The organism is Kitasatospora sp. NPDC058162 (genome assembly GCF_042884005.1).
GTDB lineage: Bacteria > Actinomycetota > Actinomycetes > Streptomycetales > Streptomycetaceae > Kitasatospora.
The window spans coordinates 1-13427 of the sequence record NZ_JBHVUS010000071.1 but is presented as its reverse complement, the minus strand read 5'-3'; the positions used below and the strand labels follow the sequence as shown (position 1 = coordinate 13427).

General features: G+C 76.2%; 10 protein-coding genes. 6 read left to right on the top strand and 4 right to left on the bottom strand.

Annotated features, from left to right (window positions below; translation table 11 throughout):
- Positions 1 to 108: 108 nt before the first annotated feature.
- On the top strand, positions 109 to 1893 hold the full coding sequence (locus ACFVXG_RS45645) for a non-ribosomal peptide synthetase (protein WP_387936438.1): 1785 nt from the start codon (positions 109 to 111) through the stop codon (positions 1891 to 1893).
- Positions 1890 to 4742 carry a condensation domain-containing protein gene (locus ACFVXG_RS45640; protein ID WP_387936437.1) on the top strand — a complete coding sequence of 951 codons (2853 nt, stop codon included), beginning with the start codon at positions 1890 to 1892 and terminating at the stop codon, positions 4740 to 4742. Before ACFVXG_RS45645 ends, ACFVXG_RS45640 begins: the two co-directional genes overlap by 4 nt.
- 69 nt (positions 4743 to 4811) lie before the next feature.
- On the opposite strand, the gene ACFVXG_RS45635 is transcribed toward ACFVXG_RS45640, so the two are convergent.
- The 4 genes from ACFVXG_RS45635 to ACFVXG_RS45620 form a co-directional block, all read right to left on the bottom strand.
- On the bottom strand, positions 4812 to 5255 hold the full coding sequence (locus ACFVXG_RS45635) for a hypothetical protein (protein ID WP_387936436.1): 444 nt from the start codon (positions 5253 to 5255) through the stop codon (positions 4812 to 4814).
- 25 nt (positions 5256 to 5280) lie between these two features.
- Positions 5281 to 6681, bottom strand: coding sequence for a VWA-like domain-containing protein (locus ACFVXG_RS45630; RefSeq protein ID WP_387936435.1), 1401 nt, complete (start codon positions 6679 to 6681; stop codon positions 5281 to 5283).
- Positions 6678 to 7913, bottom strand: coding sequence for an AAA family ATPase (locus tag ACFVXG_RS45625; RefSeq protein ID WP_387936434.1), 1236 nt, complete (start codon positions 7911 to 7913; stop codon positions 6678 to 6680). The genes ACFVXG_RS45630 and ACFVXG_RS45625 overlap by 4 nt, the downstream gene beginning before the upstream one ends.
- Positions 7914 to 7998: 85 nt before the next feature.
- Positions 7999 to 9357: a hypothetical protein gene (locus ACFVXG_RS45620; protein WP_387936433.1), complete on the bottom strand. Its 1359-nt coding sequence runs from the start codon at positions 9355 to 9357 to the stop codon at positions 7999 to 8001.
- Between the two features lie 399 nt (positions 9358 to 9756).
- Here ACFVXG_RS45620 and ACFVXG_RS45615 point away from each other — a divergent pair, with 399 nt between their 5' ends.
- The 4 genes from ACFVXG_RS45615 (at position 9757) to ACFVXG_RS45600 (ending at position 13286) form a co-directional block, all read left to right on the top strand.
- The gene (locus tag ACFVXG_RS45615) at positions 9757 to 10599 is read left to right on the top strand and encodes an NmrA family transcriptional regulator (RefSeq protein WP_387936432.1); all 843 of its coding nucleotides are present in this window, start codon (positions 9757 to 9759) and stop codon (positions 10597 to 10599) included.
- A gap of 188 nt (positions 10600 to 10787) precedes the next feature.
- On the top strand, positions 10788 to 11387 hold the full coding sequence (locus ACFVXG_RS45610) for a DUF1772 domain-containing protein (protein WP_387936431.1): 600 nt from the start codon (positions 10788 to 10790) through the stop codon (positions 11385 to 11387).
- Positions 11388 to 11588: 201 nt separating this feature from the next.
- Complete coding sequence (locus ACFVXG_RS45605) at positions 11589 to 12305, top strand: polysaccharide deacetylase family protein (RefSeq protein ID WP_387936430.1); 717 nt, start codon at positions 11589 to 11591, stop codon at positions 12303 to 12305.
- A gap of 309 nt (positions 12306 to 12614) precedes the next feature.
- Entirely contained in the window at positions 12615 to 13286 is a 672-nt protein-coding gene (locus ACFVXG_RS45600) for a DUF1062 domain-containing protein (RefSeq protein WP_387936429.1), read from the top strand.
- The last annotated feature ends 141 nt before the right edge of the window (positions 13287 to 13427 follow it).

Below are 13427 nucleotides of genomic sequence, written 5' to 3'. Positions count from 1 at the left end.
GGTCCCGCCCCTCGCGAGACCGGACCGCGTACGGCCCCCGTCCGCACCTCCTGACCTGAACGGCGGCGCCCCGGCCCCAGCGCCGGGGCGCCCGGAAGGGACCCAGCCATGACACCCGCCCTCCCCACCCTCCCCGCGCTGGTCGCCCGGCAGGCCGAGCAGCACCCGAGCGCGCTCGCCCTGACCGACGGCGCCGGCTACCTCACCTACCGCGAACTCCACGACGCCGCCTGCCGTCTGGCCGCCGTCCTGGCCGCGCACGGGATCGGCCCCGGCAGCGCCGTCGGCCTGCTGTGCGCCCGCTCGGCCAGGTTCGCCGTGGCGCAGCTCGCCGTCTGGCGGGCCGGCGCCCTCGTCGTCCCGCTCGACCCGGCCTACCCGCCCCCGCGCATCGCCGAGATGACCGCCGACGCCCGCGTCCGGCTCGTCCTCGGCGACAAGGCGCTGCTCGCCGAGGCCGGACTGCCCGCCGAGCGCACCCTGGTGCTCACCGAGCGCGGCACCGAGGAGACCGGGGGAGCGGTGCCCGACGCCGCCGAGCCGGACGCGCCCGCCCTGCTCTACTACACCTCCGGCTCCACCGGCCGCCCCAAGGGCGTGCTCGTCCCGCACCGCGCCGTCGCCGACCTGGTCACCGCCCCCGACGGGCTGCCCCTCGGCCCGCGAGACCGGGTGCTCTTCCACTCCACCCCCTCCTTCGACGCCGCCACCTTCGAACTCTGGGCCCCGCTCGCCCGCGGCGCCGCCGTCGCCGTCTCCCCGGCCGAGCGGCCCAGCGCCGAGGAGCTCGTCCGCGACATCGAGCGGTCCGGCGCCACCACCGCGTTCCTGACCACCGCGCTCTTCCACCACCTGGCCGCCAAGGAGTCCCGGATCTTCGGCGTGCTGCGCACCCTGGCCGTCGGCGGCGAGGCCCTCGCCCCCGAGTACGCCGGGGCCGTGCTGCGGGCCTTCCCCTGGCTGGAGCTGTACAACGTCTACGGGCCCACCGAGGCCACCACCTTCACCACCGCGCACCGGATCGCCCCCGCCGACTGCGAGGGCGGCCCCGTCCCGATCGGACGGCCCTTCGGCGGCGCCCGCGCCCTCGTCCTGGACGAGCGGCTGGCCCCGGTCGAGCCCGGCACGGTCGGCGAACTGTGGATCGGCGGTGGCCGGCTCGCCCAGGGCTACCTCGACCGCCCCGACCTGACCGCCGAGCGCTTCCGCGAGCTCCCCGACGGCGGCCGGGCCTACCGCAGCGGCGACCTGGTGCGCCAACGCCCCGACGGCGCACTGGAGTTCCACGGCCGCACCGACGACCAGGTCAAGGTCCGGGGCTTCCGGATCGAGCCCGGCGAGGTCGAGCAGGCCCTGCTGCGGTTCCCCGAGGTCGCCGAGGCGGCCGTGGTGGTCCGCCGGCCCGGACGCGCCGACGCCGCGCTCACCGCCTGCGTCGTCCCCGCCGAGGGCTGCGCGGCGGGCGTCGAGACCCTGCGCACCCGGCTCGCCGAGCGGCTGCCCGCCCACCTGGTGCCCACCGCCTGGGTCGTCCTCGCCGAACTGCCGCTCACCGGCAGCGGCAAGGTCGACCGGCGCGCGCTCGCCGCCGCCCCGGACCCCGCGGCGGAGCGGGTGACCGCCGAGGTCGAACTCACCCCGATCCAGCAGGTCGTCGCCGAGGCCTGGAGCCGCGCCCTGGAACGCCCGATCACCGACCCGGCCGCCGACTTCCTCGCCGAGGGCGGCCACTCGCTGCTCGCCATGTGGGTCGTCGACGACCTGGCCGGGGAGTTCGGCATCGACCTGTCCCTCGCCGACTTCCTCGGCAACCCCACCGTGGCCGGCCAGGCCGAACTACTGGAACGCGCCCTGCGGGACGCCGACGACACCCAGGGAGCACCCCAGCGATGAGCAAGGACCAGAACGACCTGCTGCGGCGCGCCCGCAACCGCCGCACCGCCCTCGCCCCGCAGCGCCCGGCCGCCGCCGATGCCGACGCCGGCCCGGCCCCGCTCTCCCACGCCCAGCAGCGGATGTGGCTGATGGAGCACCTCGGCCAGGGCGGCTCCCTCTACAACGTCCCGATCGCCACCCGGCTGCGCGGACCGCTCGACCGGGACGCCCTCGCCACCGCGCTCACCAGCCTCGCCGAGCGGCACGCCGTCCTGCGCACCCGCTACCCGCGCCGGGGCGAACAGCCGTACCAGCACATCGAACCGGCCGGCCCGGTGCAGTTGCCGGTCCTGGAGGCCATGGGTGACGGCACGGAGCAGCTGACCGCCGAGGCCGCCCGCCCCTTCGACCTCACCGACGGACCGGTGCTGCGCGCCCTGCTGCTGCGGCACGCGCCCGAGGACCACACCCTGCTGCTGACCATCCACCACATCGCGGTCGACGGCGGCTCGCTGCCCGTCCTCGCCGCCGACCTCGCCGAGCTGTACACCGCCGCCCGCGACGGCGCCGAGCCCCGGCTCCCGGCCCCGGGCATGCCGTACGCCGAGTACGCCCGCCAGGAGCGCGCCCGCGACGCCGAACTCACCGCCGCCGCCGACACCCTCGCCGCCCACCTGGCCGGCGCCCGCCCGCTGCCGCTGCTGCGGGCCGTCGCACCCGGCGCCCGCGACCGCCGGGCCGGCCTGCACGCCGTGCCGCTCGACCCCGCCACCGTCGAAGGCCTGCGGCAACTCGGCGCCCGGCACGGCGCCACCCTGTTCGCCGTCGTCCTCACCGCCGCCTTCGCCACCCTGCGCACCGCCGCCGGCCAGGACGACCTCACCCTCGGCTGCGCCAGCGGCCACCGGGCCCGGCCCGAACTGCGCCGCACCGTCGGCCTGGGCGTCAACACCCTCGCGGTGCGGGCCGACCTGGTCGGCGACGGCTCCTTCGCCGAGGCGCTCGCCCAGGTGCGCGGCGCCCTGCTGGACGCCCAGCAGCACCACCAGGTGCCCTTCGACCTGGTGGTCGAGCGGCTCGGCGCGGCGGCGCGCGGCGCCGACGGCACCCCGCTGCTGTCGGTCAGCTGCGACCTCGTCCAGCCCGCGACGGCCCTGACGCTGCCCGGCCTGGACACCGAGCACGTCGACGTCGACCTGGGGCTCGCCAAGTTCGACCTCACCCTGGTGCTGGAGGAGGGCCCGCAGCCGCGCTGCATCGTCCAGCACGACCACGCCGCACTGGACGGCGCCACGGCCGCCCGACTGGCCGACGCCCTCGCCGCCGTGCTCCGCACGGTCGTCGAGGACGCGGACCTCCCGCTCGCCGAACTCCCCGGCGAGCTGCTGCTCTCCACCACCCGGCATCCGGTGCTGGAGGCCCTGGCGGCCCACCCCGGGGTGGCCGACGCGGCCGTGGTGGATACCGCTGACGGCCCGCCGCTCGCCTACGCGGTGGTGCGCGGACCGGTCGCCCCCAGCGGCACCGACCTGCGCGCCCGGCTCCGGTCCGCCGTCCCGGCCGCCGAACTGCCGCTGGCCGTCACCCTGTTGGACCGCATCCCGCGCGGCGCGGACGGCGCCGTCGACCGCGGCCGACTGCCCGGCGCCGCCGTCCCCGCGGTTCCTGCCGCCCCGGCCGTCGGCCCGCTCGAGCTGGTGCGCACCGCCTTCGGCGAACTGCTCGGCGACGTCCCGCCCGCCGACGGCGACTTCTTCGCCCTCGGCGGCCACTCGCTGGTCGCCGTCCAGCTCGCCGAGCGCCTGCGCACCCGGGTCGGGGTGCCGCTCACCGGCCTCGACATCCTGGAGCACCGCACCCCGCGCGCCCTCGCCGCCCTGCTCGCCGCCCGCGAGGAGGAGCGCCGCGCCGCCCTCACCCGCACCGCCGCCTTCCACAGCACCGACGCCTTCCACAGCACCGAGCCCCGCACCGGCACCGTGCTGCTCACCGGCGCCACCGGCGGCGTCGGCGCCGCCGTGCTGCAGGAACTGATGGCCCAGGGGCGGCCGGTACGCGTCCTGGTCCGGCCGGAGTCGGCCCACCTGCCGGCCCTGCACGGCGCCGAGATCGCCGAGGGCGACCTCGCCGACCTGGACAGCCTCCAGCGCGCGGTCAAGGGCGTGGACGCCGTCATCCACGCCGCCTGCACCTTCACCGAGCACCAGGTCGACACGGCCGCCATGCGCGCCCTGCTGGACGGCTGGTCCGGCGGCCCGTTCGTCTTCGTCAGCAGCATCGACGCCTACGGGCGCCCGCCCGGCACCGAGGTCGCCGAAGGAGGCCCCAGCGGTGCGCCCGTCACCGAGTACGGGCAGGCCAAGCTCGACTGCGAGCGAATGCTGTTCGAGCACGCCGAGGCCACCGGCCACGGCCCGGCCACCGTGGTGCGCGCCCCGATCGTCTGGGGGCCGCACCACCGCCTGCGCGACCAGCTCCGCTGGGGCTCCACCGGCGACCTCTACCAGGCCGCCCTGGCCGGCCGCCCGATCGCCCTGCCCGCCGCGGCCCCCGGCGAGCCGGAGGAGTGGAACGGCGCCGCCTGGGTGCACTCCGCCGCCCTGGCCCGCGCCCTCGCCGCCTGCGCCCTGCCCGACGGCCCCGCCGCCGGGCGGATCGTCAACGCGATCACCGGGCACGTCTCCTGGGCGGAGTTCGCCACCGAGCTGATCCGGCTGCTCGGCTCCGCCAGCGCCCTGGACCCGCGCCCCGACGCCGACCCCGAGCTGCGGCGCCCGTGGCACTACCGGGCGGAGACCCTGGCCGCCGCGCTCCAGCCGGAGCCGGGGGAGGACTGGCGCAGCGTGCTGGCGGCCATGGTGGGCTGACGGCTCCCGCCGCACGGCGGTCGGCCCCCGCTGATCCCGGGGGTCGGCCGCCCCGCGTCGGTCGACGACTCAGAGCCTCCGCAGCCGGGCCGCGGCCGCGGCGCGGATCCGCCGGGTGCGTCCGCCCTCGGCCAGGACGCCCAGGGCCGTCGTCGACGAGGTGCCCTCGGCGGTGCGCAGTTGGAGCCAGTCGGAGGCCGCGAGCAACTGCCGCGCCTCCCACGGCTCGTCGAGGGTGACCGCCCGCAGCAGCGCCCACTCGTGCAGGCGCCGCACCGCGAAGTCGTCGGCCGCCGCGGCCGCGGCCAGCTCCCGGCGCCAGGCCGGGAACCCCGGCCCAGTCAGCAGCTCCGCCGCCCGCCGGTCCAGGTACTCGCCCACCGCGCCGCTCGCCATCGCCCGGTCGGGATCGGCGAGCACCCGCGCCACCACCCCCGCCGCGTCCTGCGGTGGCGCCTCGGCGAGGGCCCGGCGGTGGTGTGCGAGCCGCAGGTGCTCGTCGGGGTGGTGCACCGGAACCTCCTGTCGTCGTGCCGTCTCAGCCGATCCGGACCACCCGGGCCCAGCTCGGCGGTGCGTCCGGCCGGTACTCCCCGTCGTTCTCGCTGTACCGGGGCGGGCGCCGGAACAGGCCCACCACCGTACGGCAGGACGGCGCGACCGACGGCCAGGGCGTCTGCCCGTCCGTCAGCACCACCACGACGTCCGGCCGAGGACTGGTCCGCAGCGCCGCGGCGAAGCCCGTCCGCAGGTCCGTCCCGCCGCCGCCGACCAGCGGGATGCCCGCCGACCGGCAGAGCCCGCCGACGGTCTGCAGGGCCGCGTCGCAGGACAGCACGGTGACCAGGTCGTGCCGGCCGCCGACCGCCCGGCCGATCGCCGCGACCTCCAGCAGCGCACTGCCCAACTCCTCGTCCGAGACCGACCCGGAGGTGTCGATCACCACCGAGACCCGGGGCGGGCGCCGCCGCAGGCTCGGCAGCACCACCCCCGGCAGCGAGACCGCGCGACGGGCCGGACGGCCGTAGCTGTAGTCCCCGCCCGCACCCGGCCCGGAGACCGCCGAGCGCAGCGCCGCGCCCAGCAACTGCCGCCAGGGCTGCGGCGGGTGGAACACCTCCTCGGCCCAGCGCCGCCAGCCCGCCGGGGCGTTTCCCGGGCGGCCCCGGATGCCCTCGGCGACCCGGAAGCGGACGGCGTCCTGCTCCTGGGCGGTCAGCCCGTGGGCGCCGTCCGGGCCCAGTTCCCAGGAGCGGTCCACGCCGTCGGCGCCGCTGCCGCAGTCCAGCCAGGCCAGGTTCAGCCGGCGCAGGTCGAAGCTGAAGCCGCGGACGTAGTCCTCCATCAGCTCCCCCTCCGGCAGGTCGAGGAGCTCCGGCGTCAGCGCGCCCGCCGGCTTGACCAGGCCGTCGCCGAAGGCGTCGTCGTTGATCTCGCAGTCGGCGGCGATGTTCATCCGCAGCCGGTCCGCCGGACCGGTCAGGCCGAGGTCGCGGGCCAGGCGGTCGCTGCGCCCGTGGTGGTTGCGCAGCAGGTGGGAGACCTCGTGGACCCAGATCGAGGCGAGGTCCTCCACGGAGGTGCGCTCGACGAAGGCGGGGGAGGCGTAGCAGCGCCAGTAGCGGTCGACGGCCATGGTCGGCACCTGCCGGTCCTCCACCAGGTGCAGGGCGAACAGCGCCGTCGCCAGGTACGGGCGGGCCCGGACGGCCTGCAGCCGGGCGGCGTACAGCTTGTCGAGGTCCAGCGGGCGCGGGTCCGCCGACGCGGAGGCCGGTGCGGAGGCTGGTACGGACACGGGTACGGTCGGCCGGCGGGCGGTCAGCGGTTTGCCGCGCCTGCGGACGTCCAGTGGTGTGGCGGTGGGCCGGGCGCTCCAACCGGTGTCCGGCGGCGCGGCGCCGGCCGTGGTGCCCTTCGCCGTGCTGCCCGCGCTCATCGGCCGGCCGTCACGTCGGTCCGGGCGGCGACCCGGACGGCGGCGCGGTCGGCCCGCCGGGACAGCGCCACCGTCGAGGCGAGGTGCTCGATCGCCGCCGGGACCTCCCAGTTCTCCCGGCGCAGCGAGGCCAGCGTGGTGGCCGGGACGACCAGCACGTCCGGCGCCCCGGTCGCCATCGCCCGCACCAGCAGCGCCCAGGCCGCGTCCCAGCGGGCCCGCTCCGGCCGGTTGCGCACCGCGGCCACCACCCCGTCCAGCACCACCTGGCGCAGGTCCCCGCGCTCGGGCAGCACGGCGCTCGCCGGGTCGGCGAGCAGCAGCTCCGGGTCCGGCAGGTCCATCCGGTCCATCGCGGCCATCAACTCCAGGCCAGGGCCGTCCCCGACCGTGCCCCGGATCAGCAGCGACAGCACCTCCCGGGAGGAGCCGGCCGCGGTGGCGAAGGCGATCAGCCGCAGCGTCATGTCCCAGCTGCGCGGGGACGGCCAGGCACCGCCGCGCTTGGTCTCAGTGGTGGGCAGCCGGTGCACCAACTCCGGTCGCACGGTGAGCAGTTCACACACCGCCCGACGGGCGAACCCGACCGCCGCCGTCAGCTCCGCCGGATCGAGCTGCGGCAGCGTGGCGACCGGCCACACCCCGCCGAGGCCGCGCACCACCACCTCGTGGTCGTGCACCCACTGCAGATGGACGAACCGGTTCGCCAGCGGCGGGCTCAGCTCCCACCCGTCGGCCGCCGAGGAACGCGGGTTCGCCGCCGCCACGATCCGTACGCCCGGCGGCAGTTGGAGCGAGCCGATGCGGCGCTCCAGGACCAGCCGGAGCAGCGCGGCCTGGACGGCGGGCGGCGCGGTGGACAGCTCGTCCAGGAACAGCAGCCCGCGTCCGGCCCGGACCAGGCGCACCGCCCAGTCCGGCGGGGCCAGCGGGATGCCCTGCTGCGCCGGGTCGTCGCCGACGATCGGCAGGCCGGAGAAGTCCGAGGGCTCGTGGACGCTGGCGATGACGGTGGTCAGCGGCAGCTCCAGGGCGGTGGCGAGCTGGTTGAGCGCGGCGGTCTTGCCGATCCCGGGCTCGCCCCAGAGCAGCACGGGCAGGTCGGCGGCCACGGCCAGGGTGAGCGCCTCCAGTTGGTCGTCGGGGCGCGGTTCGGTGCGGGTGTCGGCCAGCAGGTCGAGCAGTTGGCGGGCGACGTCGAGTCGGGCGGGGGCGGGCGTGGTCATGGGCATGGGCGATCACCTTGGGAAAGTCGGAGGAAGTCAGGGGGTTCCGCGCGTGGCTCCACGCGGGCTTCGTTTGGGGTTCGTTCGGGGTTCAGCGGGCGGCGGAGCGTGGGGGTCGCGGGAACGCGTGACTGCGGCCCCGGTTCCGGGGCCTGCCGAACCGGTAGAGGTCGTAGCGGGTCAGGGGCTTCGCCGCCTTGCCCTGCTGGTCGGCGGTCAGGCCGGAGCGGTAGAGGCCGTAGGCGATCCGGCGCTCGGCCGCCGCCGCGAGTTCGTCCCGCAGCGGGCCGTCCCGCAGTGCGGCCTGCCGGCCGAGCAGGTCCTCGACGACGGCCAGCGCCCCGGCGGTGTCGCCGTGGCTCAACCGCTGGCGCACACCGGCCAGTTCGACCGGATCGCGGTGCGCCTGGTCGATGGCGCGCAGGCAGGGCAGCGGGGTGCCGGACAGCGCGGCCAGCAGCTCCTCGCGGCGCAGCTGGGCCGGGTCGTGGTCGAGCGCGGTCAGCACCCCGTCGACCACGGCGATCCGGTGCCGGGCGCCGCGGCACTCCACCAGCCGTTGCCCGGCGGGTGGTTGGGCCTCGTGCCCGGTCCGGTGGCCGGGGGCCAGTGCGGCCGCGACCAGCGGGTGCAGCCGGTCCGGCTCGATCTCGCCGCCGCGCAGCAGGTCGAGGTCGGGCGGCGCCCAGGTCGCCGCGTCGGGCAGCAGCGGCAGCGCCCGGACGTCCCCGACGGCCGCCTTGACCCGGCCGTCGGGTCCGAGTAGCAGCCGCTCGCCGCGCCCGAGCCGTACCGCGACGGGCCCGGGCGGGAGCCCCTCGGCGCGCAGCAGCAACTCGGCCTCGACGGCCCAGCGTTCGACGGCGCGGCGCAGCCCGTGCGGTCCGACTCCGGTGTCCGGCGGGTCAGTTGGGGAGCGGGCGCCGGTCCGTTCCGCCAACTCCCCACTGCGGTCCGCGTCCCACAGGTGCCGGTGCAGGTCGAGCCGGTACCGGCGGCTGGGGTGCGGATGGGGGTGCGGGGCGGGGCCGGGGTCCGAGCCGTCCCAGAGCGCCAGGCTGAAGCGTTGCCCGTACTCCGCCCAGGCGGGCGGCGTGCGGACGACGAGGTGCACCGGCCGTCGGCCCGGGTAACGGGCGAGCGGCACGGTCAGCCCGGCGCGCAGCAGCCCGTCGGGAGCGGTGCGTGGCAGGTGCCAGCGCAGCAGGTCCGGCGCCAGGCTGCGCAGGTCCTCGCGCACCCGCTCGGCCAAGGCCTGCCCGTGGGCGTGCGCGACGTCCCGCAGGCGGAAGTCGACCTCGACGTTGGCGGCGGCGCAGGCCCCGGCCCAGTCACCGGCGAGTCGGCGCGCGGTGGCGGTTTCGATCATGGTGGGCGGCACGGCGTACTCGCGTACGCGCCGCCAGAAGGAGAAGCGGGAGTCGTCCTCGCTCGCGGTGTGGGTGAGCATCAGCACTCACCTTGCGCGAACGGGACCTCCGATCCGAGAGCAGTGAAGGTCTTCATCGCCGGGGAGCATAGCGCCCTTCGTCGCCGTGGCGCCACAGCTTTCCGCCGCGCGGCGGTCGGCGGGTCGCCGGTTCCGCTCAAGGACCGCTGGAGGGCAGGTCGAAGCCGGTGGTTCGTGGCGGCCCCGATGTGTTCTGGTGGACGGCGGAGGAGGTACGGCCCCGGGTTTCGGGGCCCCGCCGGTGCCGTAGACGCTCACGCATGCGCCTGAGTGCGGAGGCTATGGTTCGCCGGCCCGGCGTGGATTTGACTGGTGGACACGAGGACGGACGGTCCGGGGGCTCGCAGAAGCCCCCGCTCGGTCCGCCGGTTTCTCCTACTCCGAGTGAGGGTGGTCGTGATGGCTGGTGCGGGCGCAGTGGATCTGCCGGTCGGTGCGGGTGCGGTGCTGGTGGTGGGTGGTACGGGCAAGACGGGTCGGCGGGTGGCGGAGCGGTTGTCGGCTTTGGGGTACGCGGTGCGGGTGGGGTCGCGGTCGGCGGCGGTGCCGTTCGACTGGCATGACGAGGGGACGTGGGACGCGGCGCTGGAGGGGGTGAGCGCGGCGTATCTGACGTACTGCCCGGATCTGGCCTTCCCGGGGGCGGTGGAGGCGGTGGGGGCGTTCTCGCGGCGGGCGGTGGAGCGGGGTGTGGGGCGGCTGGTGCTGCTGTCGGGCCGTGGTGAGGAGGCGGCGGAGGCGGGGGAGAAGGCCGTGATGGAGTCGGGGGCGGCGTGGACGGTGGTGCGGTGCGCGTGGTTCGACCAGAACTTCAGTGAGTCGTTCTTCCTGGAGCCGGTGCTGGCGGGGGAGTTGGCGTTGCCGGTGGGTGGTGCGGTGGAGCCGTTCGTGGACGTGGAGGACATCGCGGACGTGGCGGTGGCGGCGTTGACGCGGGCGGGGCACGCGGGTGAGGTGTACGAGCTGACGGGGCCGCGGCTGCTGTCCTTCGCCGATGTGGCGCGGGAGTTGTCGGCGGTGACGGGCCGGGAGGTGCGGTTCGCGCCGGTGTCGCCGGAGGCCTACCGGCTGGTGCTGGAGGAGGCGGGGCTGCCGGGGGACTTCGCCGAGCTGTTCTCGGTGATCCTGGACGGCCGCAACGCCTCGCTGGGGGACGGGGTGCGGCGGGCGCTGGGGCGCGAGCCGAGGGACTTCGCGGACTACGCCCGGGCGGCCGCCGCCACCGGCGTGTGGAACGCGTGATGGGCCGGCTGTCCGACGCCAGCCGCCCGAGCGGCAGTTCAGTTGATCGTCGGTGCCGGGCGGCGCCGGCCGCCTGACCGTCACCACCCGGGCGTGAACCGGGCGGGCGGTGAGGAGGCCGGCGCCCCGGGCGCCGAGGGGTCCCCGCGAGGGGCGGGGACCGACCGGGGAGAACCGAAGGATGAACGATGAGCTCCAACCAGACCTCAACTCCTGCTTCCTACACCGCTCCAGGGGCCTTCGACGGCCTCACCCGAGGAGGTGTCCCGCCGGTGGCGCCCGTCACCCGTAGCAAGGCCGCCGGTCCCGTCCTGGTGGGTGCCACCATCGCGATGGGGCTGATGGCGGGGCTGTTCTTCGCCTTCGACGTGTCCGTGATGCCGGGCCTGGCGGCCGGTGACGACCGGACGTACGTGACGGCGATGCAGCACATCAACAAGTCGATCGAGAACGGCATGTTCGGCCTGGTCTTCACCGGTGCCTTCATCGCGACGGGCATCGCGGCCTGGCTCCAGCACAAGGCGGGCCGGCGGCAGGCGGCGCTGTGGGCGGCGGGCGCGACCCTGCTGTACGTGGTGGCGCTGATGGTCACCATGGGGGTCAACATCCCGCTGAACAACGACCTGGCGGCGGCCGGCGACCCGTCCCAGATCCACGACTTCGCCGCGGTGCGCACGCACTTCGAGGGGACGTGGGTGGCGGCCAACATGTTCCGCACCGCGCTGTGCACGGCGGGCCTGCTCGCCCTCAGCCGCGCGCTCGTCCTGCACGGGCGCGGCTCGCGCTGAACCCGGCCGCGGCGCAGCGGCCTCGACGCCCCCGGCGGGTCTCCGCCGGGGGCGTCCGGGCTGTGCGTCCGGAAGCCCGCTGGTCAACCCGCCGTCCGGCTGGCCGATTTCACGCCCTTCCGTCCCCCGGCGGGTCGCGGCCCCGGCGGTCGGCGGCGCAGACTGGCCGGTACACGGCAGTTCCGACACCAGGGGGCAGACATGGCCGTACGAACCGCTGGGCGCAGGGGAGTTGGACGCACGGCACGCGGACGGATCCGGGCGGCGATCGGCGCACTCGCCGTCGCCCTGGCGGCGGGCGCGGCGGTCGCCGTCCCAGCCGACACCGCGGAGGCCGCCGGGAGCAAGGGCGTCAACGGCGCCAAGGTCGTCTACCTCACCTTCGACGACGGCCCCAGCCCCGCCTACACCCCGAAGGTCCTCGCGATCCTCAACCGCTACGGGGTCCGCGCGACCTTCTTCGAGATCGGCGAGAACGTCGCCGCCCACCCCTCGCTCACCGCCCAGGTCGCCCGCCAGGGCCACAGCGTGCAGAACCACTCCTGGTCGCACCCGGACCTGCGCCGGCTCTCCGCCTCCTCCTTCAACGCCCAGGTCGGCAACACCGACCGGGCGATCCGCGCGCAGACCGGCCGCACCCCGAAGTGCCTGCGCCCGCCGTACGGCGCGGTCAACACCGCGGTGCGCTCCCGGGCGGCGGCGCTCGGCAAGCAGGTCGTGCTCTGGTCCGTGGACCCGGCCGACTGGTCGCGGCCGGGCACGGGCGCGATCCAGTCGCGGGTGCTGAAGAACGTCCGCCCCGGCTCGGTGATCCTGCTGCACGACGGCGGCGGGGACCGCAGCCAGACCGTCGCGGCGCTGCCGACGATCCTGTCCACCCTCAAGGCCCGCGGGTACACCTTCGCCACCCTCTGCTGACCGCGCCGGGCCGGGTCGGCCCGTGCCCGCTGAACCCGAAAATGAGTTGCCCGCGGACGTGGTCTCGATCATGATCACCCGCATGGACTTCTGACGGCTGCCACGTAGCACCACCGAACCCCTCGCGCGATCGACCTCGGAGCCTTGACGGCTCGGTACCGAGGCGATGACTCGCGCCCACGTGTGCATCCGTCATCACGGGAGCGCTCGCGATCCGCCATGCCCCGACCAGTTCCGACCGGCTCCGGCCAGGCCGGGGCCGGGGCGGGCCCGCGCGCGCTCCCGGAGAGTCCTGAAAGCAACCACCTCATGAATACCGACCGCAAGGCCCACTGGGCCGTGCGTCAATCCGCCCTGCCCACCGTCGTCCGTGCCTGCCCGGACTGCCCGGGCACGCGGCACCGCGCCTCGGGCAAGATCCGCGTCAACGCGAGCGGAAAGCTGCTCGACGTCTGGCTGCTGCTGAGCTGCGCCGGCTGCGACCGGACCTCGAAGGTGCCCGTCCACGAACGCGCCCACGTCTCCTCCCTGGACCCCGTCCGACTGGTCGGGTACGAGACCAACGACCCCGCCGTGGTGCGGGAGTTGACGATGAGCGCCGCGCTCGCGGCGAGGAACGGGTACCGCCTCGACTGGACCGGCACCTGGGAGCTGGAGGCCCGGACGCCGCTGTACGCGCTCGACGACCCGACGCCGCTCACCGTCCTGGTCGGCTTCGACCTGCCCGTGCCGGTCCGCGTCGAGCGGCTGCTGATGCTCGGGCTCGGCCTCAGCCGCACCGCCGTGCGGCGGATGGTCGCGGACGGGCGGATCCAGCTGCCGTCCGGATTGGCGCCGACGGCCAAGGTGCAGCGGGACTTCGAACTCGCCCTCCACCGGCCCGGTTCCGCCGGGGTCGCGCACCACCCGAAGGCCCGCACCGCCCCGAGTCGTGCCGGGGCGCCGTTCCCGCCCCGCGCGGCGGAAGCGGCGGGAGCGTAAGGCGGGGTGAGGCAGCGGAGCCGCTTCGGGCGGCTCCGCAGCCTCACCCCGGCGGAACCCCGGAGGACGTGTGCCCCCACCGCTCTGCCCGGCGTGGAAAAGCGGCCCGGGCGGGCACCCCAGCGCCGCCCGTCACAGCAG